The organism is Escherichia sp. SCLE84, assembly GCF_012584495.1.
GTDB lineage: Bacteria > Pseudomonadota > Gammaproteobacteria > Enterobacterales > Enterobacteriaceae > ECMA0423.
Genome location: NZ_CP051430.1, coordinates 1418623 through 1439356, shown reverse-complemented (window position 1 = coordinate 1439356; position 20734 = coordinate 1418623). Strand labels below are relative to the sequence as shown.

The following is a 20734-nucleotide window of genomic DNA, read 5'->3' as shown; positions in this document are numbered from 1 at the left end:
ATTACTTCTGGAACCATTTGTTGTAGATGGTTTCGTAAGTGCCATCTTTCTTCACTTTTTCCAGCGCAGTGTTGAGTTTCTGCTGCAGCTCAGTGTTGCCCTGACGTACCGCGATGCCGAGGCCAGTACCGAAATAATCTTTATCGGTCACTTTATCGCCCACTGCCGCCAGTTTCGGGTTGTCTTTCAGCCATTCGGTTACCACTGCGGTGTCACCAAATACGCTGTCGATACGACCGTTTTGCAGATCCAGTTTTGCGTTCTGGTAGCTGTCATACGGAACGGTGGTGATTTCCGGGTGCTTATCCATAATGAATTTCTGGTGTGTCGTCCCGTTCTGTACGCCGACTTTTTTGCCTTTCAGCTGATCAACACTGGTGTATTTGCCTTGCTGACCCACAAACAGGGCAGAGTTGTCATAGTATGGGGTGGTAAACAGTACCTGCTTTTCACGCTCCGGAGTGATATCCATGCCCGCCATCACTGCTTCTACGCGACGGAATTTCAGGCTTGGGATCAGGCTGTCAAACGCCTGGTTAGAGAAAGTGCAGGTTGCATCAATCTCTTTACACAGCGCCTGTGCCAGGTCGACGTCAAAACCAACGATCTGGTTGTTTGCATCAATCGATTCAAACGGAGGATAGGAGGCTTCGGTAGCAAAACGAATGGTTTCGGCAGCTGTGGCGGAAAGACTAAAACCTGCAATTAACGCGGCAATCAGAACTTTTTTCATTGTTGTTATCCCGAATCTTAGTGAGAGAGATAGTTTTTAAATGCTTCGGTTTGCGGCTCGGTAAAGCAGCTCGCGTCGCCTTGTTCTACGATATGACCATTTTCCATATACACCACTCGGCTGGCGGTTTTACGCGCCACTTCAACTTCGTGGGTGACGATCACCTGGGTAATATTCGTTTCTGCCAGCTCACGAATGATGCTGACGATTTGTGCCGTAATTTCCGGGTCCAGTGCGGCGGTCGGTTCATCGAACAGCAGTACCTGCGGTTCCATCATCAACGCACGGGCAATAGCAACACGTTGCTGCTGACCACCAGAAAGATGCAGCGGGTAACGATCGCTATAAGGTTTGAGACGCAGACGTTCCAGCAGTTTTTCTGCACGGGCCAGCGCCTGATCTTTACTCAACCCCAGTACACGGCAGGGCGCTTCAATCAGGTTTTGCTGCACGGTCAGATGCGGCCACAGGTTGTATTGCTGAAACACCATGCCAACGTTACGACGCAAATCGCGAATCGCTTTGTCAGAGGGTGTTTTGGTGAAATCGAAATGGTTGCCTGCAATGTTGAGCGTACCGGAGCGCGGCATCTCAAGCAGATTGAGTACACGCAGCAGCGAGCTTTTACCCGCGCCGCTGGGGCCAAGTAACACCAGCGTTTCGCCCTGTGGGCAATCCAGCGTGATATCGAACAGCGCCTGATGCGCGCCGTAGAAGCAATTAATGCCGTTTAATTGAATACTCATTGACACTCGTATACTGGCAGTCTGATAGCTATTGAGGTCGAAGATAGTACCTTTGACAGAATAATTATGCAATATTTCTGCTTTAAAAGTTAAAAGCAAAGCGCATTATTCAATAAACATAGCACAAAATAACGGGGGCGGTGGTCGGCGAGCATAAATGTCGGCATTCCTCACGAAATGCCGGACAATTTACGGGGTTTATTGGTTGATCAAGGCGTTAGCGATTCTCGATGGACTGACGGAGCGTACCCGCCGTGGCATGAACGCTGCCGCCTAAGTAGCGTACATCGTCGATCACCCAACACTGGCCTTCCTGAATCATTAACACTTCATCCTGCCAGCTCTGATCACCCTGTTTTAGATCCACACGCAGAGGAATATTTCGCGCATCACGATTCGGGATTGTTGAGGCACTGGCAACACGGGCGCTCTCTGGCAAGGTTGTGCGACTGGAGAATGGATCGTTGGTCAGTAGTTCCCGATGGTTATTATCCCGGGAGGCATCGCTAAGCAGTGTCGCCAGTTTGTCGCTCAGATAAGGGCGCAAGGCGGTGATGTCGTTGCTGCGGTGCAAAATGCGGTAGTCATAAAATTGCTGGGCCACGTTATCCGGGCCTCCTTCAACGCAAGGACCACTGCGTGTGCCGTTATCTTTATAAGCTGGAGTGACTGTGGTGCAGGCACTGAGGAGCAGTGCGCAGGGGATAAGCATTGTCAATTTGCTGTAGCGCATAATGATTTCCTTATAAGCGATCGCTCTGAAAGCGTTCTACGATAATAATGATATCCTTTCAATAATAGCGTATCAGTCTGATAATGCTTTTGAGATCGAAGGCTTAGCAAACAAGGAGATCGATCATGCAATTTTCTACAACCCCAACTCTGGAAGGCCAGACCATCGTTGAATATTGCGGTGTGGTGACCGGCGAAGCGATTTTAGGTGCCAATATTTTCCGTGATTTCTTTGCCGGTATCCGCGATATCGTTGGCGGACGTTCCGGTGCGTATGAAAAAGAACTGCGTAAAGCACGGGAGATCGCCTTTGAGGAATTAGGCTCCCAGGCGCGGGCGCTGGGGGCCGATGCCGTCGTCGGTATTGATATCGACTACGAAACGGTCGGGCAAAACGGCAGTATGCTGATGGTTAGCGTCAGCGGTACGGCGGTGAAAACGCGTCGATGAGAAGAGTCTTCTGGCTGGTCGCTGCCGCTCTGTTATTGGCAGGGTGTGCAGGCGAAAAAGGCATTGTCGAGAAAGAGGGATATCAGCTTGATACCCGACGCCAGGCGCAGGCGGCGTATCCGCGCATTAAAGTGCTGGTGATCCACTACACCGCAGATGATTTTGATAGCTCGCTGGCGACACTGACCGATAAGCAGGTCAGCTCGCATTATCTGGTCCCTGCGGTACCACCGCGATACAACGGTAAACCGCGCATCTGGCAACTGGTGCCGGAACAAGAACTGGCCTGGCATGCGGGGATTAGCGCCTGGCGCGGGGCAACGCGCCTTAACGACACCTCTATTGGCATTGAGCTGGAAAACCGTGGCTGGCAAAAATCGGCCGGAGTGAAATATTTTACCCCGTTTGAACCGGCACAGATTCAGGCGCTTATTCCACTGGCGAAAGATATTATTGCCCGTTATCACATCAAGCCGGAAAACGTAGTGGCACATGCGGATATCGCACCGCAGCGCAAAGACGATCCGGGGCCATTATTTCCCTGGCAGCAACTGGCGCAGCAGGGGATTGGTGCCTGGCCGGATGCGCAGCGGGTTAACTTTTACCTTGCCGGGCGCGCGCCGCACACACCGGTAGATACCGCGTCATTGCTGGAGCTTTTGGCGCGCTACGGTTATGACGTTAAACCTGATATGACACCGCGCGAGCAGCGGCGCGTGATTATGGCATTCCAGATGCATTTCCGCCCGACGTTATATAACGGCGAAGCGGATGCAGAAACTCAGGCGATTGCCGAAGCATTGCTGGAGAAATACGGGCAGGATTAGCGCGGCAGTTTTCCGTGGTCGCGTAGCCAGGCGGCAGTTTTCTCGATACCTTCATCCAGGGTGATGACCGGCTGATAACCTAACTCTTCCTGCGCACGCGTAATATCCAGCGTAAAGTCAAAATTCAACTTGGAGACGCCGTAGTGGGTCAGCGGCGGCTCTTTTGCTGACTTGCGGCCTAAACGCTCCATGCTGCGGGCGATCATATCCAGCATCGGGTAGGGGACGGAACGAATACGACAGTCAATATTCAACTCGTCGATCAGCTTCTGCACGATGCTGCGCAGTGTGCGATGCTCGCCGTTGGTGATGTTGTACACACGCCCGGAAGGTAGCTTATCGCAGGCTTCCTGGCTTGCCAGCCACATTGCGTGCACGGCATTTTCATAGTAGGTCATATCGACCAGCGCACTGCCGCCATGCGGTAACAGAATACTGCCGTAGTGGTGCATCATATGCGCCAGACGGGGAATAAAGACTTTATCGTGCGGTCCGAACAGACTTTGTGGGCGCAGAATAGTAAAGCGCGTTTGTGGATTCGCCTGCGAAAGCATATTGATCACTTCTTCGCTGGCTGCTTTGCTGCGGGCAAACTCGTTGGCGAAGCGGTGAGGGCGAAAATCTTCTTTAATATCGCGATGGTGGTGATAATCGAAGTACAGGGAGGGGGAAGAGATATGAATAAAGTTACGCACACCCCAGGCGACAGCCCATTCACCCAGGCGGCGAGTGGCGCGAACGTTAGCCAGATCGAAAGCCTGTTGTGTCCCCCAGGGTGAGGTAAAGCTGGAGCAGTGCCACAGCGTATCAATGCCCGCGAGCATCACTTTAGCTTGTGATGAAACCAGCTCGGTCAGATCCGCCGGAACAAACTCTGCGCCCATTTTTTCCAGCAATTTGCCCATTGCCTCGTTGCGACCGGTCGCTCGCACGCTGATGCCTTTCTGGCATAAAAACTCTACCGCGTTTCGACCTAAGCCGCTGGTGGCGCCGGTAACCAGTACCTTCATATCAATCCACTGTTGTTGAGAAAATAACGTGCGCATTCTTCCGTGATTTCCCCCATGATGCAATGGGAAACATGAAAGAATAACGCAGGTTTTGTCGATTAATCTGTGCTTTGTTCTGCCAGTCTGGCGATTTGTTTTGCCATTCCGCGAAAAATAAACAGATGCGCGGGGATCATCAATAACCAGTAAAACAGCCCCGGCATACCGTGCGGATGCCAGAAAGCGCGGACATCGATAGTACGATAGTCGCCTTTATCTTCCAGGCTAAAACACAGTCGTCCCAGCCCCGGCGCTTTCATGCCAAATAACAACGTAAGTTGTTTTTCCGGTTCAACGACAATCACTTTCCAGCTATCTACCGCATCGCCAGTCTGTAAATATTCGCGCTCCGGGCGGCCTTTCGCCAGCTTATGACCGATCGCGCGGTCCATCAACGCCCGTGTCTGCCACAAAATATTGCCAAAGAAATAACGCTCTTTACCGCCGATTTGGTTCACTACCTGCCATAAAGCAGCAAGGCTGGCGGACGTTTTAACGGTAAACCCCGCCTGTTTGGCAAAATAACCGTACTCCGGTCGCCAGCGGGCAAAGGCCTGAGCGTCGTAGCCCCAGTCGCTGGAGTTGACCAGTTTTTCCTCCTCTTTCAACGTGCTACGTACCGCGTCATCGAAAGCGATCAGCCGTTGTGGGATGAGTGCACGTAGCGCGGTATCATCCGCCAGCAGATCGTGTTTCAGCCCCTGAATCAACGCCCTGGCGGTGGTGGGCGGTACGGAAGTAATCACATTGAGAAACCACACCGAAATCCAGCGGGTGGGGAGGGGGATGGGGATCAACCAGCGGCGCTTACCGCTCACCGCCATAAAATGTTCAAACTGTTGCTGATAACTGAGCACCTCTGGTCCGGCGGCTTCGAAGATGCGGTGTTCGCTGGCCGGATGATCTAACAACGCCACCAGATAGTGCAGCAAGTTTTCCAGCGCGATGGGCGTGGTGCGTGAACGTACCCAGCGTGGCGGCGTTAACACTGGCAGGTTGTAGACCATATCGCGCATGACTTCGAACGCCGCTGAACCTGCGCCAACGATAATTCCGGCCCGAAGTTCGGTCACAGGTACATTCGCTTCACGAAGAATGTCCGCCGTAGCCTGACGAGCACGCAGATGATCCGACTGCTCATGTGGCGGGGCCTGCAACGAACTGAGAAAGATTAATTGCTTAACTGGTACTTCACGTAGCGCATCGCGGACGTTGAGAGCCACCTGGCGCTCCTGAGCGATAAAATCGCCGCCTTCGCCCATGCTGTGCACCAGAAAATAGACGGTATCGATATCCTGCAACAGGGCCGGAAGGTTATCCGGCCAGCTGAGATCGACTTTATGGCAACTGACGTTTGCCAGTTGCAGCTTTGCAAGCCTGTCGACATGACGTGCCGCCGCCAGGATCTGATGCCCTTGCTGGCTGAGTGTGCGCACCAGATGCTGACCAATGTAGCCACTGGCACCGAGAACTAAAATGCGTTGCGGCACGTCTCTCTCCTTAACGCGCCAGGAATGCGCGCCAGTGGGCGGCGACTTCCGCCAGTTGTTCGCGCGAGACGTCAAGATGCGTCACCAGGCGGACAATCGGCGAGGCGTTAATCAGCACGTTTCTCGCTTTCATGTATTCGCCTAACGCGGCAGCATTTTCTTCCCCGACGCGAACAAACAGCATATTAGTGTCCTGACGCATCACATCCGCGCCTGCTTCACGCAGTTGCTCCGCCATCCAGGCGGCGTTGTCGTGATCTTCCTGCAACCGTGCGACGTTATTTTTCAGGGCATACATCCCGGCGGCAGCCAGAATCCCGGACTGACGCATCCCGCCACCGGCCATTTTCCGCCAGCGGATGGCACGTTTAATGTAATCACGATTACCGACGAGTAATGAACCGACTGGCGTCCCAAGACCTTTCGACAGGCAAATGGTGAACGAATCACAATATTGCGTGATCTCTTTCAGTTCGCAGCCGTAAGCCACCACGGCATTAAAGATGCGCGCACCGTCAACATGCAGCGCCAGATTGCGCTCGCGGGTAAATTCCCATGCTTCTTTCAGGTATTCACGCGGCAGCACTTTGCCGTTGTGGGTGTTTTCCAGACTGAGTAATTTGGTGCGGGCGAAATGGATATCGTCGGGTTTGATTTTCATCGCCACTTTATCCAGCGGTAGCGTGCCGTCGGCAGCCGCGTCGATGGGTTGCGGCTGAATACTGCCCAGCACCGCTGCGCCACCGGCTTCAAACAGATAGTTATGCGCGGCCTGACCGACAATATACTCTTCGCCACGTTCGCAGTGACTGAGCAGAGCGACCAGGTTGGCCTGAGTGCCGGTAGGCAGAAAAATGGCGGCTTCTTTACCGGAAAGCTCTGCTGCATAGTCCTGCAGAGCATTAACGGTAGGGTCGTCTCCGTAAACGTCGTCCCCAACCGGGGCGGCCATCATCGCTTCGAGCATGGCGCGGCTCGGTCGGGTAACGGTATCACTGCGTAAATCAATCATGGCATGTCCTTATTATGACGGGAAATGCCACCCTTTTTACCTTAGCCAGTTCGTTTTCGCCAGTTCGATCACTTCATCGCCGCGTCCGCTGATAATTGCGCGCAACATATACAGGCTAAAACCTTTGGCCTGTTCGAGTTTGATCTGCGGTGGAATGGCTAATTCTTCTTTGGCGACCACCACATCCACCAACACCGGACCGTCGATAGAGAAGGCGCGTTGCAGGGCTTCATCAACTTCAGACGCTTTTTCTACACGGATACCCGTAATGCCGCACGCTTCGGCAATGCGGGCAAAGTTTGTGTCGTGTAGTTCGGTGCCGTCAGTCAAATAGCCACCAGCTTTCATCTCCATCGCCACAAAGCCCAGCACGCTGTTGTTAAAGACGACAATTTTCACTGGCAGTTTCATCTGCACTACTGAGAGGAAATCGCCCATCAACATGCTAAAACCGCCATCGCCGCACATGGCGACCACCTGACGTTCTGGCTCTGTCGCCTGCGCACCCAGCGCCTGCGGCATGGCGTTAGCCATCGAACCGTGGTTAAACGAACCTAACAGGCGACGCTTGCCGTTCATTTTTAGATAACGTGCCGCCCACACCGTTGGCGTACCAACGTCACAGGTGAAAATAGCGTCATCGGCGGCAAAATGACTAATTTGCTGCGCCAGATATTGCGGGTGAATGGCTTTCTCGCTCGGTTTAGCTAAATCGTCCAGCCCTTTGCGGGCGTCGCGGTAATCTTCCAGCGCTTTATCCAGAAACTTGCGATCGGCTTTTTCTTCCACCAATGGAAGCAATGCACGCAGAGTCGACTTGATATCGCCGACCAGTGCCATATCCACCTTGCTGTGAGCGCCGATGCTGGCTGGGTTGATATCAATCTGAATGATTTTGGCATCGGTCGGGTAGAAGGCGCGGTAGGGAAATTGCGTGCCGAGTAGCACTAACGTGTCGGCGTTCATCATGGTATGGAAACCTGACGAGAAGCCGATTAACCCGGTCATTCCAACATCATACGGATTATCGTATTCGACATGTTCTTTACCGCGCAGGGCATGAACAATAGGCGCTTTAATTTTCCCGGCAAACTCAACTAACTCTTTATGCGCCCCCGCGCAGCCGCTGCCACACATCAGGGCGATATTGCTGGAATAACGCAGCAGTTGCGCCAGTTTGCGTAACTCTTCTTCTTCCGGCGTCACGACTGGTTGTGGCGCATGATACCAGTGCGTGGTTGCCCCTTCTGGCGCAGGTTTTAACGCCACGTCGCCTGGTAACACGACAACCGAAACGCCACGGTTAAGCACCGCTTTGCGCATGGCAATCGCCAGTACTTGTGGGATCTGCTCCGGGCTGGAAACCAGCTCGCAATAGTGACTACATTCGCGGAATAGCTCTTGTGGGTGGGTTTCCTGGAAATAGCCGCTGCCAATTTCGCTGGAGGGAATATGAGCGGCAATCGCCAGTACCGGAACGTGATTGCGGTGGCAATCGAACAGGCCGTTGATTAAGTGCAGGTTGCCGGGGCCGCACGATCCGGCGCAGACCGCCAGTTCTCCGCTAAGTTGTGCTTCAGCGCCAGCGGCAAAGGCCGCCACTTCTTCGTGGCGGGTGGACATCCACTCGATGGTGCCCATGCGATTAAGACTGTCACTAAGACCGTTCAGAGAGTCGCCTGTGACTCCCCAGATGCGTTTCACCCCTGCCGATTCGAGTGTTTTGGCGATATAAGCTGCAACCGTTTGTTTCATGGTTCTCCATCTCCTGAATGTGATAACGGTAACAAGTTTAGTTCATCTGACGGAGGGGGAAGGGATGGGAGAGAAAGGAGGCACTAACGGTTAAATAGCCCGATGAAAGGAATATCATCGGGCATAAGGCGATTATGCGAGAACCAAATCCCCCTGCGGATGGCAGGAGCAGGCCAGTACGTAACCTTCAGCGATTTCGGCGTCGGTCAGCGTCATTGTACTGCTCACCGTATATTTACCGGAAACCACTTTTGTCTTACAGCAGCCGCAAACACCCGCACGGCAGGCAGCGACAACCGGAACGTTATTGCTTTCCAGCGCCTCCAGTAGCGTGGTGCCAACCGGGGCGTAAAATTCTCGTGCCGGTTGCAGTTTGGTGAATTTCAGACCGCTGGTCGCCGCTTCTGCTACTGGGGTGAAGAATTTCTCTTTAAAGAAACGCGTCACGCCGAGCGCTTTCACTTCCTGCTCTACCCAATCCATATACGGAGCCGGGCCGCAGGTCATCACGGTACGTGAAGCTAAGTCAGGTACACCTGCCAGCAGTTCGCGAGTGAGACGACCAGCGATAAAGCCTTCGGTAACGTTATTTTCTGCCACCAGCGTTACCGGATAGTTACGCCACTCATCGGCGAAAATAACATCCTGCGGCGTACGCACGTTGTAGATCACCCGCACATCGGCCTGTGGACGGTTCTTCGCAAGCCAGCGACGCATCGACATAATCGGCGTGACACCGCAGCCTGCCGCCAGCAACAGGAATTTATCTTCTGCTTTATCGTCGCAGGTAAATTCCCCCATCGCGTCCGAAAGCCAGAGATAATCACCGCGTTTTACATCGCGCGTCAGCCACTGGGAGCCGACACCGTCATCAATCCGCCGCACGGTCAGGGTGATATATTCACTCACGCCTGGCGTGGAGGAAATGGTGTAAGCACGCAGCGTTTCCGCTGAGTTTCGCACGCTGACCAGTGCATATTGCCCGGCGCGATATGGGTAGTAATCGTGGCAAATCAGGGAAATCGTCCACACATCCGGCGTTTCTTGCGTAATGTGATGAACCTGCATCCGCCACGGGCATTGATTCGTTGGCATCGTCATCGACAAACTCCTTACGCGCTCAACAGTTGCTTCATGTCTTCTTCAACAGTGGTGATAGAACGCAGGCCGAATTTCTCGTTCAGCACCGCCAGCAGGTCTGGTGTCAGGAAACCAGGTGCAGTCGGGCCGGTGACGATATTTTTCACGCCCAGAGAAAGCAGCGTCAGCAGAATGACGATCGCTTTCTGTTCAAACCAGGAGAGCACCAGCGACAGCGGCAGATCGTTCACACCACAGCCCAGTTTCTCTGCCAGAGTGACAGCCAGAATAATTGCTGAGTAAGCATCGTTACATTGACCTGCATCTACCAGACGCGGCAGACCTTCGATATCGCCAAACTCAAGTTTGTTAAAGCGATATTTACCACAGGCGAGGGTCAGGATCAGGCAGTCATCCGGCACGCTGGTGGCGAAATCGGTGAAGTAGTGGCGCTCGCCGCGTGCGCCGTCACAGCCACCAAGCAGGAAGATATGACGCAGTTTTTCACGGCTAACCAGATCAATCAGCGTATCGGCTGCACCAAGCAGCGTCTGGCGACCAAAGCCCACGGTGATCAGGTGAGGAATTTCGCTGTACGGGAAGCCCGCCATTTGTTGCGCCTGGGCGATGACCGCAGAGAAATCTTCGCCATCCAGATGACGCACGCCAGGCCAGCCAACGATGCTGCGGGTCCAGATACGATCGTCATAAGCGCCTACGGTTGGGTCGATGATGCAGTTCGAGGTCATCACGATGGGGCCAGGGAAACGAGCGAACTCTACTTGCTGATTCTGCCAGCCGCTGCCGTAGTTACCGACCAGATGCTTGAATTTACGCAGCTCCGGGTAGCCATGCGCAGGCAGCATTTCGCCGTGGGTGTAGACATTAACGCCCGTGCCTTCGGTCTGTTCCAGCAGGTTGTAGAGATCTTTGAGATCGTGACCGGAAATCAGAATGCATTTACCCGCCGTCGCTTTGACGTTGACCTGGGTTGGCGTCGGGTGACCGTATTTACCGGTTTCGCCTGCATCCAGAATGCTCATCACTTTGAAGTTCATCTGGCCGATTTCCATTGAACACTCAAGAAGCGCGTTCATATCGGCAGGCCAGGTCCCCAGCCACGCCATGATTTTATGGTACTGGGCATAAATATCGTTGTCGTATTGACCGAGAACATGCGCGTGTTCCATATAGGCCGCCGCACCTTTCAGGCCATACAGGCACAGCAGACGCAGGCCGAGAATGTTTTCGCCAATCGCCGCTTTATCTTTGTTAGGGGTAAATTCTGCTGCCTGACGTTGCAGCTCGCCGAGATCGTCGCTCACCAGTTGCAGGTCAGCCATCGGGTTATCGACGCGCGCGTTGGCATCTACAGCCAGGCATTGCGCTTTCAGCGCCTCGCGCAGGGCAATCGCTTCACGAGCGTAGCCGACAATACGCGGAGAATCGAAGTTAACGTTGGTCAGGGTTGAGAAAAAGGCACGTGGCGCGAAGCTGTCAACATCGTGGTTGATGATGCCGTATTCACGCGCTTTTACCGCCCAGGCAGAAAGCCCTTGCAGCGCCGCGATGAGTAAATCCTGAAGGTCAGAAGTTTCCGCCGTTTTACCACACATCCCCTGCGCGTATGAGCAGCCGTTTCCTGCCGGAGTACGGATAGTTTGTTCACATTGCACACAAAACATGATCACACCTTTTAAAGTTATATTTAATATACATGTTTAAGGTTAAGACGCTTAACGCGGGGATAAAAGGGATTTTTCATGCAACTTTAAGGGAGATTGATTTAGCGCAATTTTGGCGGCAGGGATCTACCGCCAGAGAGGTATTACGCAGAGAAAAAGGCGATGAGGATCGGCACTAACAGGCTAAGAATAAAACCGTGAACAATTGCCGCCGGGACCATATCCAGCCCGCCAGTACGTTGAAGAACGGGCAGGGTGAAATCCATTGATGTGGCACCGCATAAGCCCAGTGCAGTAGAGCGGCTGCGGCGAATCAGCCCAGGGATCAACATAATAGCAATCAGTTCACGGGCCAGATCATTAAAAAACGCCGCGCTCCCGATTACCGGACCAAAAGATTCGGTCAATAAAATACCGGAAAGAGAATACCAGCCGAAACCGGAGGCCATTGCCAGCGCGGTATTGATGGGGAGATCAAGAATAAAGGCGTTAATTAAACCACCAATTAATGAACTGACAACCACCACCACGGCGACAATCATTCCCCGGCGATTAAGGACAATCTGCTTTAAGGTCATGCCATTATTGCGCAACTGAATACCAACGAGGAAAAGTAGCAAAATTAACGTGTATTCACTGGCTTCGGTCGCGTGTTGTAAGAAAGCCAGTCCACTCAGACCAATGGCAAAACCAATCACTACTACGCCGCACAGTTTTAGCGACTCCAGCGCCATCGCAATACGCGACGGGAGTTTTTCTTGCTGATGGTGGTTGCGCCACGGCAGGCCTCGCTCCAGCCACATCAGGGCGGCAATATTACACAGTAAAATAACGGTAATACTGACGGCAGAATAATGCAGAATCGCCAACAGGTTACTGGCGAGGTTATCGAGAAACGCCAGACTGATACCCATAAAAAAGAGAATAAGGTAAACCATCCAGCTTAATAGCTGATTAATAACTTTTAACGCAGCTTGTTGGCGAAGCGGAATGAGGTAACCCACAATCAGGGGAACCAGAATGATTAACAGCCCAGAAAACATGAAAACCCAGTCCTTGCAAAGATGAAGTCGAAATGCGCGATGACACACTACTGAAAGCGGAAGGACGAGTAAAGTTGCAATTAAAAGGAAATGTTATGCATAAGGAGCAGTAGAGTATTCGTTTTCATTTAAAGATATTCTTGCGCTTTAATTACAAACTGCACCGATGTTGGTGGCGTCAAAATCGCCGAGGCGTTCCCTGAAGGCCGGGGCAGCCCACATGGATGTGGGCTGAGGGCGCGTTTTACAGGGATGTTACCTCGCGCCCGACCCGGTAGCCGTAAGGGATAAGTCGAGGGCACCGCGCAGCGGCGATTTTGTTCGCCAGAGCCCGGGGGGCAGGGGGCGGCGGCGATTGGCCGCCCCCTGCGCGCTCCTTGCGCCAGTGGCAATATGTGGCTTAGCTCATGAAAGGAGCGCAACAAGATGATGAATCAACATATAACAACATCTTAAAAAAAGGCCTGACATTACGCCAGGCCTTCTGCGTTAATTAATCACGCTTTTCCAGCAGGGTCCGGTAAATCAGACCACCGATAATGCCGCCGACAATTGGCACCACCCAGAAGAACCACAGTTGTTCTAATGCCCAGCCGCCCTGGAAGATAGCAACCGCGGTGCTGCGCGCCGGGTTAACAGAAGTGTTAGTCACCGGAATACTAATTAAGTGAATCAGGGTTAAGGCCAGACCAATAGCGATCGGCGCAAAACCTGCCGGCGCGAATTTGTCGGTTGCGCCGTGGATCACCAACAGGAAACCTGCACTCAATACCAGTTCAACTACCAGCGCGGAAAGCATGGAATAACCGCCTGGTGAATGCTCGCCATAACCGTTAGAAGCAAAACCGCTGGCTGCCGCGTCAAAACCCGTTTTACCACTGGCAATTAAATACAGCAGCGCCGCTGCAACAATACCGCCGACAACCTGGGCAATTACGTAGCCAACGACTTCTTTTGCCGGAAAACGTCCGCCAGCCCATAAACCAATAGTGACCGCCGGGTTAAAATGACCACCAGAAATATGACCAACAGCAAAGGCCATCGTCAGAACGGTCAGACCGAACGCCAACGCCACGCCGGCAAAACCAATGCCTAATTCCGGGAAGCCTGCGGCCAGTACAGCACTACCACAGCCCCCAAAAACAAGCCAGAAAGTACCAAAACATTCAGCTGCTAATTTTCTGAACATATCCACCTCAATTAAAAATTGACCCTGTGAAAAATATGGTCGTTTTATAGGGTCGTCGTAAAAAAGTGACGACGGAAATAATGCGCGGCTATTTTAAAAACGAAGGCGAGTCATTCACCAGATAAATAAATCCAGTAAATTTGATTTAGGGCAACAGCGGGTTGCCCCATATAGTCATTTGTCTGATTGACAGTGTAGTGCAAGCAAAAGATTTAATCCTTTAGGCGTAATAAAAAATAATTTATCATGCTAATTATTTGATTTTGTTGTTTTTTGCAGACTTATCAGCAAGAGGGAGTATAACGCGATTATTCGCTCATTTTTCAGACATTTGCCATGCTTAAATGTGATGTCATCACGTATTAGCAAGGCCTTTCCCGTTATACTGCCAGCGTAAAGGATAAGTCACATATTTCTGGAGGGGATATGATTCTTGAGCGCGTTGAAATTGTGGGTTTTCGCGGTATCAACCGTTTGTCGTTGATGCTGGAACAAAACAACGTCCTGATTGGGGAGAACGCGTGGGGTAAATCCAGCTTGCTGGACGCCTTAACCCTGCTGCTATCGCCAGAATCAGATCTCTACCATTTTGAGCGCGACGATTTCTGGTTCCCGCCGGGAGATATCAACGGGCGAGAACATCATCTGCATATTATTTTGACCTTCCGCGAATCGCTGCCAGGCCGACATCGGGTTCGCCGTTATCGGCCGCTGGAAGCGTGCTGGACGCCATGCACCGATGGCTATCACCGTATTTTTTATCGTCTGGAAGGGGAGAGTGCGGAAGACGGCAGCGTGATGACACTGCGCAGTTTTCTCGATAAAGACGGACATCCGATTGATGTCGAGGATATTAACGATCAGGCACGCCATCTGGTGCGTTTAATGCCGGTGCTGCGCTTGCGTGATGCCCGTTTTATGCGCCGTATTCGTAACGGCACGGTGCCAAATGTCCCCAATGTGGAAGTCACCGCGCGCCAGCTCGATTTCCTCGCCCGTGAGTTGTCCTCACATCCGCAAAATCTCTCTGATGGACAGATTCGTCAGGGACTTTCCGCAATGGTGCAGTTGCTTGAGCATTATTTCTCTGAGCAGGGGGCTGGACAGGCGCGATATCGTTTAATGCGGCGGCGGGCCAGCAATGAGCAACGAAGCTGGCGCTATCTGGATATCATCAACCGGATGATTGACCGACCTGGAGGGCGCTCGTATCGGGTTATTTTGCTCGGCCTGTTTGCAACTTTATTGCAGGCAAAAGGCACATTGCGACTGGATAAAGACGCCCGTCCATTGTTGCTGATTGAAGATCCAGAAACCCGTTTACACCCCATTATGCTTTCAGTTGCCTGGCATCTGTTGAATCTTCTGCCATTGCAGCGCATTGCCACCACCAACTCGGGTGAGTTGCTTTCGTTAACTCCAGTGGAACATGTTTGCCGCCTGGTGCGTGAATCTTCTCGTGTTGCCGCCTGGCGTCTGGGGCCAAGTGGCTTGAGCACCGAAGACAGCCGCCGCATCTCTTTTCACATTCGTTTTAATCGTCCGTCATCGCTGTTTGCTCGCTGCTGGTTGCTGGTGGAAGGGGAAACAGAAACCTGGGTTATCAACGAACTGGCGCGCCAGTGTGGACACCATTTCGATGCCGAAGGGATTAAGGTCATTGAGTTTGCCCAGTCCGGGCTAAAGCCACTGGTTAAATTTGCCCGCCGAATGGGGATTGAATGGCATGTACTGGTCGATGGCGATGAAGCAGGGAAGAAATATGCCGCTACGGTACGCAGCCTGTTGAATAATGATCGGGAAGCCGAACGAGAACATTTAACGGCGTTACCGGCGCTGGATATGGAACATTTTATGTATCGCCAGGGATTTTCCGATGTGTTCCACCGCGTGGCGCAAATCCCGGAAAATGTACCGATGAATCTGCGCAAAATTATCTCGAAAGCGATCCATCGCTCTTCCAAACCCGATCTTGCCATTGAAGTGGCAATGGAGGCCGGACGTCGTGGTGTGGACTCCGTACCGACGCTGCTGAAAAAAATGTTCTCACGCGTGCTGTGGCTGGCGCGCGGTCGCGCGGATTAACCGCGAAACATCGTGGCCATTTGTGGCTGAATAGCGTCGAGCATCTCATAGCGCCGACGGTATTCAGCCCGTTTTTTACTGGCGATTTCGGCAATCTCTTTTCGTGCTATCTGTGCTGGAAGGCGGTAATGGCGTTCAGCATCACATACGCCGCCAACCGATTCCCAGAAAGCGTTGTAATCAGCGTGGATCTTGCCTTCTTTATCGCGATAACGCAGGCTGCGGTAAATATGCGTTTCATTGCTGACGGCAATAATCTGCTCTACCTGCAAACGTTGGGCAAACAGACAGGCCGCTTCCATCACGAGGCGTTTGGGAAATAGCCCGTGGCAGGCTTTCGTCGCATTCTGGATTTCCTGATGTGGAATTTCCCATTTTGCGCCTTGCAGTCCGCCAATAAACATCGTTCTTTTCCCCTGATATTCACACAGGGTAAACGTGATCTCTGCCAGAGGAATACCTTCGCTGTTGCGGAACAGGATTGTGCTGTCACCTTCTTTATCCATTGAGATCATCATGGTCAGCTCAAGCGTGAACTGCTCGCCGTTTTTGCCTTCCAGCTTCGCCAGTTGCAGCCCGGGGGTATTCAAATATAAGCTGAATTCTTCCGCCGACATACATCCGCGGAGTAACGCATAATGGTAACGTAACGCCTCCAGCAATTGCTTACGGCTAAGATTCGCCGCAAGGTAAGGGCGATGCAGACGCACAGGCAGTCGCGGCTGGCGCGTTAACAACACATTGAGATTAGGCCAGTGGGAAAGTTCGTTCATCCACTCAACGCTTAAACGCGGCATAATCAACGAGCGCAGCAAAAATTTCTGGCGAAAACTACGGCGATGCCAGAATTTACCCGGCCGACACTGTCCACGTGCCAGACTAAGAAAAAGTGACAGGCTGCTGAGAGATTCAGATGGCGTAAAGGTCCGTTCAGTTAGCTGCGACATATTCATGAAATAAATGGTTATACATGACGTCGATTTCACCATTGCGTATCTTAACCAAACATCAATAGTGTGATTACTAACGTAAATTTTATGGTTTTGTTGATATTTCGTTGAAGTTAATGACCCGGATTGGCATATGGAGTATTCAGAATATTTATGAAAAAGCGGAAAACCGTGAAGAAGCGTTACGTTATTGCGCTGGTGATAGTCATCGCCGGACTGATTACGTTGTGGAGAATTCTTAACGCACCCGTGCCGACTTATCAGACGCTGATTGTGCGCCCCGGTGATTTACAGCAAAGCGTGCTGGCGACCGGAAAGCTGGACGCGCTGCGTAAGGTTGACGTGGGCGCGCAGGTCAGCGGTCAGTTGAAAACTCTGTCGGTGGCGATTGGCGATAAAGTAAAAAAAGACCAGCTTTTAGGGGTTATTGATCCTGAACAGGCTGAAAACCAGATTAAGGAGGTCGAAGCAACGCTGATGGAGCTACGTGCGCAGCGGCAGCAGGCGGAAGCGGAGCTGAAACTGGCGCGGGTGACGTATTCCCGTCAGCAACGTCTGGCACAAACGCAGGCTGTTTCACAGCAGGATCTCGACACCGCCGCGACGGAGATGGCTGTGAAACAGGCGCAAATTGGCACCATTGACGCGCAAATCAAGCGCAATCAGGCTTCTCTCGATACGGCTAAAACCAATCTCGATTACACTCGCATCGTTGCCCCGATGGCCGGGGAAGTCACGCAAATCACCACTCTGCAAGGCCAGACGGTGATTGCCGCACAACAAGCACCGAACATTCTGACGCTGGCAGATATGAGCACCATGCTGGTAAAAGCGCAGGTTTCTGAAGCGGATGTAATCCACCTGAAGCCGGGGCAAAAAGCCTGGTTTACGGTGCTTGGCGATCCACTGACGCGCTACGAGGGGCAAATCAAGGATGTACTACCGACGCCGGAAAAGGTTAACGACGCTATTTTCTATTACGCCCGTTTTGAAGTCCCCAACCCCAATGGTTTGCTGCGGCTGGATATGACTGCGCAAGTGCATATTCAGCTCACCGATGTGAAAAATGTGCTGACGATCCCTCTGTCGGCGTTAGGCGATCCGGTTGGCGATAATCGTTATAAAGTCAAATTGTTGCGTAATGGTGAAACACGCGAGCGTGAAGTGACGATTGGCGCACGTAACGATACCGATGTTGAGATTGTCAAAGGGCTTGAAGCGGGCGATGAAGTGGTGATTGGTGAGGCCAAACCAGGAGCTGCACAATGACGCCTTTGCTCGAATTAAAGGATATTCGTCGCAGCTATCCTGCCGGTGATGAGCAGGTTGAGGTGCTGAAGGGCATCACCCTCGATATTTATGCCGGTGAGATGGTAGCGATTGTTGGCGCTTCAGGTTCCGGTAAATCGACCCTGATGAATATTCTCGGCTGTCTGGATAAGGCCACCAGCGGCACCTATCGCGTCGCCGGTCAGGATGTTGCCACACTGGACGCCGATGCGCTGGCGCAACTGCGCCGCGAGCATTTCGGCTTTATTTTCCAGCGTTACCATTTACTTTCGCATTTAACCGCCGAGCAGAACGTTGAAGTACCCGCCGTCTATGCCGGTCTTGAGCGGAAACAGCGGCTGCTTCGCGCCCAGGGGTTACTGCAACGACTGGGGCTGGAAGACCGTACAGAGTATTATCCGGCACAGCTTTCGGGTGGTCAGCAACAGCGCGTCAGCATCGCGCGGGCATTGATGAACGGCGGTCAGGTAATTCTTGCCGATGAACCAACCGGCGCACTGGACAGCCATTCTGGCGAAGAGGTGATGGCGATCCTGCATCAGCTGCGCGATCGCGGGCATACGGTGATTATCGTCACCCACGATCCGCAGGTCGCTGCTCAGGCCGAGCGGGTGATCGAAATTCGCGACGGCGAAATTGTGCGCAATCCTCCCGCCATTGAAAAAGTGAATGTTGCTGGCGGGACGGAGCCTGTTGTCAACACGGTGTCTGGCTGGCGGCAGTTTGTCAGCGGTTTTAACGAGGCGCTGACGATGGCATGGCGGGCGCTGGCAGCGAATAAAATGCGTACTTTACTGACCATGCTGGGGATTATTATCGGTATTGCGTCGGTGGTTTCCATTGTCGTGGTGGGTGACGCCGCCAAACAAATGGTGCTGGCGGATATTCGTTCTATTGGTACGAATACTATTGATGTCTATCCCGGGAAAGATTTTGGCGATGACGATCCGCAATATCAGCAGGCGCTGAAGTACGACGACTTAATCGCCATCCAAAAACAACCGTGGGTCGCCTCAGCCACACCTGCCGTCTCGCAAAACCTGCGCCTGCGTTATAACAATGTTGATGTTGCTGCCAGTGCCAATGGCGTGAGCGGCGATTATTTTAATGTCTATGGCATGACCTTCAGTGAAGGAAACACCTTTAATCAGGAGCAGCTGAACGGTCGTGCGCAGGTCGTGGTTCTCGACAGTAATACTCGCCGCCAGCTTTTCCCCCATAAAGCAGATGTGGTTGGCGAGGTGATTCTGGTCGGCAATATGCCCGCCAGAGTCATTGGTGTGGCGGAAGAAAAACAGTCGATGTTTGGTAGCAGTAAAGTGCTGCGTGTCTGGCTACCTTACAGCACGATGTCCGGGCGAGTTATGGGCCAGTCGTGGCTGAACTCCATTACTGTCAGGGTAAAAGAAGGATTTGACAGCGCCGAGACGGAACAGCAACTCACGCGTTTACTTTCACTGCGCCACGGAAAGAAGGATTTCTTTACCTGGAACATGGACGGCGTCTTGAAAACTGTTGAAAAGACCACACGTACTTTACAACTGTTTCTGACGCTGGTGGCGGTGATTTCGCTGGTGGTGGGCGGTATTGGTGTAATGAATATTATGCTGGTGTCAGTGACCGAGCGGACGCGGGAAATTGGCATTCGCATGGCTGTAGGTGCGCGAGCAAGCGATGTTTTGCAACAGTTCCTGATCGAAGCCGTACTGGTTTGCCTGGTCGGTGGCGCGTTGGGAATAACTCTGTCACTGTTAATTGCTTTCACCTTGCAGCTTTTCTTACCCGGCTGGGAGATTGGTTTTTCACCGTTGGCACTGCTGCTGGCGTTTCTCTGCTCGACGGCCACCGGGATTTTATTTGGATGGTTACCCGCACGAAATGCGGCACGACTGGATCCAGTAGATGCTCTGGCACGAGAGTAATTTTTGAGATAAAAATGCCAGCCGATCGGGCTGGCATTTTGCCTTTAGGATGTACACAATGAGACAGAAGAGCTATGCGACTGCCGCTTCTACTTCGACGGGCACAATAACACTGGCGTGATTGCCTTTTGGCCCCTGGTGGACATCAAACTGAACGGATTGTCCAGCTTTTAGCGTTCTGTAACCATCCATCTGAATGGTGGAATAATGAGCGAAAATATCTTCGCCGCCGCCTTCAGGGCAGATGAAACCAAACCCTTTGGCATTGTTGAACCACTTAACAGTACCCTTTTCCATGCTTCGACATCCTTCGCAAATCTTATACAAGTAAGATGGAATAAACCGGGGTCAGAGAGGGGGCTGTTCAAAACCTCGCCAACTCTAGAAATACAATTTAGAGAATTAGGGCGAGCCGTCAAGCGTTTGACAGGGGCCAGGGGGCAGGTATGAATCAAAAATTTGAAGCAGTTAACGCTATTGACAGGAATGTGACAGATGTCGCTGATGCCAACGATAGATGATAGTTATTTATCAGTTAGTGTTCGCGGGTGTTCGTCGTGGTGTATCTATCTCATTTATTGCTATGATTATAAAGGAAAATTTCGTTTTTCTTGTTCGCCCTTGTTCGTCGCTGTTTGCCCTTGTACGATGCACGGTGTAGTCAATGGTGTAGTTAATTTTGATGACCGGAAATGC

General features: G+C 52.3%; 19 protein-coding genes. 6 read left to right on the top strand and 13 right to left on the bottom strand.

Going from position 1 to position 20734, the window contains the following annotated elements:
- Position 1: 1 nt before the first annotated feature.
- From artI to HGD79_RS07150, 3 genes are all read right to left on the bottom strand, one after another.
- Complete coding sequence (gene artI, locus HGD79_RS07160) at positions 2-733, bottom strand: arginine ABC transporter substrate-binding protein ArtI (protein WP_000756575.1); 732 nt, start codon at positions 731-733, stop codon at positions 2-4.
- 17 nt (positions 734-750) lie between these two features.
- Positions 751-1479, bottom strand: a complete 729-nt coding sequence (gene artP, locus HGD79_RS07155) for an arginine ABC transporter ATP-binding protein ArtP (RefSeq protein WP_000027205.1) — start codon at positions 1477-1479, stop codon at positions 751-753.
- 217 nt (positions 1480-1696) lie between these two features.
- Positions 1697-2212: a lipoprotein gene (locus tag HGD79_RS07150; RefSeq protein WP_001270740.1), complete on the bottom strand. Its 516-nt coding sequence runs from the start codon at positions 2210-2212 to the stop codon at positions 1697-1699.
- 125 nt (positions 2213-2337) lie between these two features.
- On the opposite strand from HGD79_RS07150, the gene HGD79_RS07145 reads away from it, so the two are divergent.
- Both HGD79_RS07145 and amiD read left to right on the top strand, forming a co-directional pair.
- A complete protein-coding gene (locus HGD79_RS07145; protein ID WP_001160737.1) occupies positions 2338-2661 on the top strand; it encodes a heavy metal-binding domain-containing protein in 324 nt (107 codons plus the stop codon).
- Positions 2658-3488 carry an N-acetylmuramoyl-L-alanine amidase AmiD gene (amiD, locus tag HGD79_RS07140; protein ID WP_063069787.1) on the top strand — a complete coding sequence of 277 codons (831 nt, stop codon included), beginning with the start codon at positions 2658-2660 and terminating at the stop codon, positions 3486-3488. The genes HGD79_RS07145 and amiD overlap by 4 nt, the downstream gene beginning before the upstream one ends.
- Here the strand turns inward: amiD and HGD79_RS07135 are convergent.
- From HGD79_RS07135 to aqpZ, 8 genes are all read right to left on the bottom strand, one after another.
- Positions 3485-4498, bottom strand: coding sequence for an NAD(P)-dependent oxidoreductase (locus HGD79_RS07135; RefSeq protein ID WP_001338420.1), 1014 nt, complete (start codon positions 4496-4498; stop codon positions 3485-3487). The genes amiD and HGD79_RS07135 overlap by 4 nt on opposite strands.
- A gap of 98 nt (positions 4499-4596) precedes the next feature.
- Complete coding sequence (locus tag HGD79_RS07130; RefSeq protein ID WP_001136554.1) at positions 4597-6027, bottom strand: SDR family oxidoreductase; 1431 nt, start codon at positions 6025-6027, stop codon at positions 4597-4599.
- Positions 6028-6037: 10 nt separating this feature from the next.
- Entirely contained in the window at positions 6038-7039 is a 1002-nt protein-coding gene (ltaE, locus tag HGD79_RS07125; protein WP_000566372.1) for a low-specificity L-threonine aldolase, read from the bottom strand.
- 36 nt (positions 7040-7075) lie between these two features.
- Positions 7076-8794 carry a ubiquinone-dependent pyruvate dehydrogenase gene (poxB, locus tag HGD79_RS07120; RefSeq protein ID WP_000815362.1) on the bottom strand — a complete coding sequence of 573 codons (1719 nt, stop codon included), beginning with the start codon at positions 8792-8794 and terminating at the stop codon, positions 7076-7078.
- 132 nt (positions 8795-8926) lie between these two features.
- Complete coding sequence (gene hcr, locus HGD79_RS07115; RefSeq protein ID WP_032178971.1) at positions 8927-9895, bottom strand: NADH oxidoreductase; 969 nt, start codon at positions 9893-9895, stop codon at positions 8927-8929.
- 11 nt (positions 9896-9906) lie between these two features.
- On the bottom strand, positions 9907-11559 hold the full coding sequence (gene hcp / locus HGD79_RS07110; protein ID WP_000458817.1) for a hydroxylamine reductase: 1653 nt from the start codon (positions 11557-11559) through the stop codon (positions 9907-9909).
- A gap of 143 nt (positions 11560-11702) precedes the next feature.
- Positions 11703-12602: an L-lysine exporter LysO gene (lysO, locus tag HGD79_RS07105; RefSeq protein ID WP_000491142.1), complete on the bottom strand. Its 900-nt coding sequence runs from the start codon at positions 12600-12602 to the stop codon at positions 11703-11705.
- Positions 12603-13095: 493 nt separating this feature from the next.
- Entirely contained in the window at positions 13096-13791 is a 696-nt protein-coding gene (gene aqpZ / locus HGD79_RS07100; RefSeq protein ID WP_001298299.1) for an aquaporin Z, read from the bottom strand.
- Between the two features lie 426 nt (positions 13792-14217).
- Here aqpZ and HGD79_RS07095 point away from each other — a divergent pair, with 426 nt between their 5' ends.
- Entirely contained in the window at positions 14218-15876 is a 1659-nt protein-coding gene (locus HGD79_RS07095) for an ATP-dependent endonuclease (RefSeq protein ID WP_000599806.1), read from the top strand.
- Here HGD79_RS07095 and HGD79_RS07090 read toward each other — a convergent pair.
- Positions 15873-16829: a VirK/YbjX family protein gene (locus HGD79_RS07090; protein WP_001355621.1), complete on the bottom strand. Its 957-nt coding sequence runs from the start codon at positions 16827-16829 to the stop codon at positions 15873-15875. The genes HGD79_RS07095 and HGD79_RS07090 overlap by 4 nt on opposite strands.
- Before the next feature lie 150 nt (positions 16830-16979).
- Here HGD79_RS07090 and macA point away from each other — a divergent pair, with 150 nt between their 5' ends.
- Both macA and macB read left to right on the top strand, forming a co-directional pair.
- Complete coding sequence (gene macA, locus HGD79_RS07085; protein WP_000746460.1) at positions 16980-18095, top strand: macrolide transporter subunit MacA; 1116 nt, start codon at positions 16980-16982, stop codon at positions 18093-18095.
- Positions 18092-20038: a macrolide ABC transporter ATP-binding protein/permease MacB gene (gene macB / locus HGD79_RS07080; RefSeq protein WP_001594926.1), complete on the top strand. Its 1947-nt coding sequence runs from the start codon at positions 18092-18094 to the stop codon at positions 20036-20038. Before macA ends, macB begins: the two co-directional genes overlap by 4 nt.
- A gap of 72 nt (positions 20039-20110) precedes the next feature.
- Here the strand turns inward: macB and cspD are convergent, their stop codons facing one another.
- Positions 20111-20335 (bottom strand): cold shock-like protein CspD, encoded by a 225-nt coding sequence (cspD, locus tag HGD79_RS07075; RefSeq protein WP_000410785.1) that lies wholly within the window; start codon positions 20333-20335, stop codon positions 20111-20113.
- 149 nt (positions 20336-20484) lie between these two features.
- Between cspD and yljB the strand changes: the two genes are divergently transcribed.
- A complete protein-coding gene (yljB, locus tag HGD79_RS26560) occupies positions 20485-20559 on the top strand; it encodes a protein YljB (RefSeq protein WP_001406719.1) in 75 nt (24 codons plus the stop codon).
- Positions 20560-20734: the final 175 nt, after the last annotated feature.

What these genes read in the sequence shown, in the direction of transcription:
- HGD79_RS07095 (WP_000599806.1), top strand. Translation starts at nt 14,218, where the DNA reads ATGATTCTTGAGCGCGTTGAAATTGTGGGTTTTCGCGGTATCAACCGT.
- HGD79_RS07145 (WP_001160737.1), top strand. Translation starts at nt 2,338, where the DNA reads ATGCAATTTTCTACAACCCCAACTCTGGAAGGCCAGACCATCGTTGAA.
- hcr (WP_032178971.1), bottom strand. Translation starts at nt 9,895, where the DNA reads ATGACGATGCCAACGAATCAATGCCCGTGGCGGATGCAGGTTCATCAC.
- macA (WP_000746460.1), top strand. Translation starts at nt 16,980, where the DNA reads ATGAAAAAGCGGAAAACCGTGAAGAAGCGTTACGTTATTGCGCTGGTG.
- HGD79_RS07090 (WP_001355621.1), bottom strand. Translation starts at nt 16,829, where the DNA reads ATGAATATGTCGCAGCTAACTGAACGGACCTTTACGCCATCTGAATCT.
- artI (WP_000756575.1), bottom strand. Translation starts at nt 733, where the DNA reads ATGAAAAAAGTTCTGATTGCCGCGTTAATTGCAGGTTTTAGTCTTTCC.
- cspD (WP_000410785.1), bottom strand. Translation starts at nt 20,335, where the DNA reads ATGGAAAAGGGTACTGTTAAGTGGTTCAACAATGCCAAAGGGTTTGGT.
- aqpZ (WP_001298299.1), bottom strand. Translation starts at nt 13,791, where the DNA reads ATGTTCAGAAAATTAGCAGCTGAATGTTTTGGTACTTTCTGGCTTGTT.
- macB (WP_001594926.1), top strand. Translation starts at nt 18,092, where the DNA reads ATGACGCCTTTGCTCGAATTAAAGGATATTCGTCGCAGCTATCCTGCC.
- amiD (WP_063069787.1), top strand. Translation starts at nt 2,658, where the DNA reads ATGAGAAGAGTCTTCTGGCTGGTCGCTGCCGCTCTGTTATTGGCAGGG.
- HGD79_RS07150 (WP_001270740.1), bottom strand. Translation starts at nt 2,212, where the DNA reads ATGCGCTACAGCAAATTGACAATGCTTATCCCCTGCGCACTGCTCCTC.
- poxB (WP_000815362.1), bottom strand. Translation starts at nt 8,794, where the DNA reads ATGAAACAAACGGTTGCAGCTTATATCGCCAAAACACTCGAATCGGCA.
- HGD79_RS07135 (WP_001338420.1), bottom strand. Translation starts at nt 4,498, where the DNA reads ATGAAGGTACTGGTTACCGGCGCCACCAGCGGCTTAGGTCGAAACGCG.
- artP (WP_000027205.1), bottom strand. Translation starts at nt 1,479, where the DNA reads ATGAGTATTCAATTAAACGGCATTAATTGCTTCTACGGCGCGCATCAG.
- lysO (WP_000491142.1), bottom strand. Translation starts at nt 12,602, where the DNA reads ATGTTTTCTGGGCTGTTAATCATTCTGGTTCCCCTGATTGTGGGTTAC.
- ltaE (WP_000566372.1), bottom strand. Translation starts at nt 7,039, where the DNA reads ATGATTGATTTACGCAGTGATACCGTTACCCGACCGAGCCGCGCCATG.
- hcp (WP_000458817.1), bottom strand. Translation starts at nt 11,559, where the DNA reads ATGTTTTGTGTGCAATGTGAACAAACTATCCGTACTCCGGCAGGAAAC.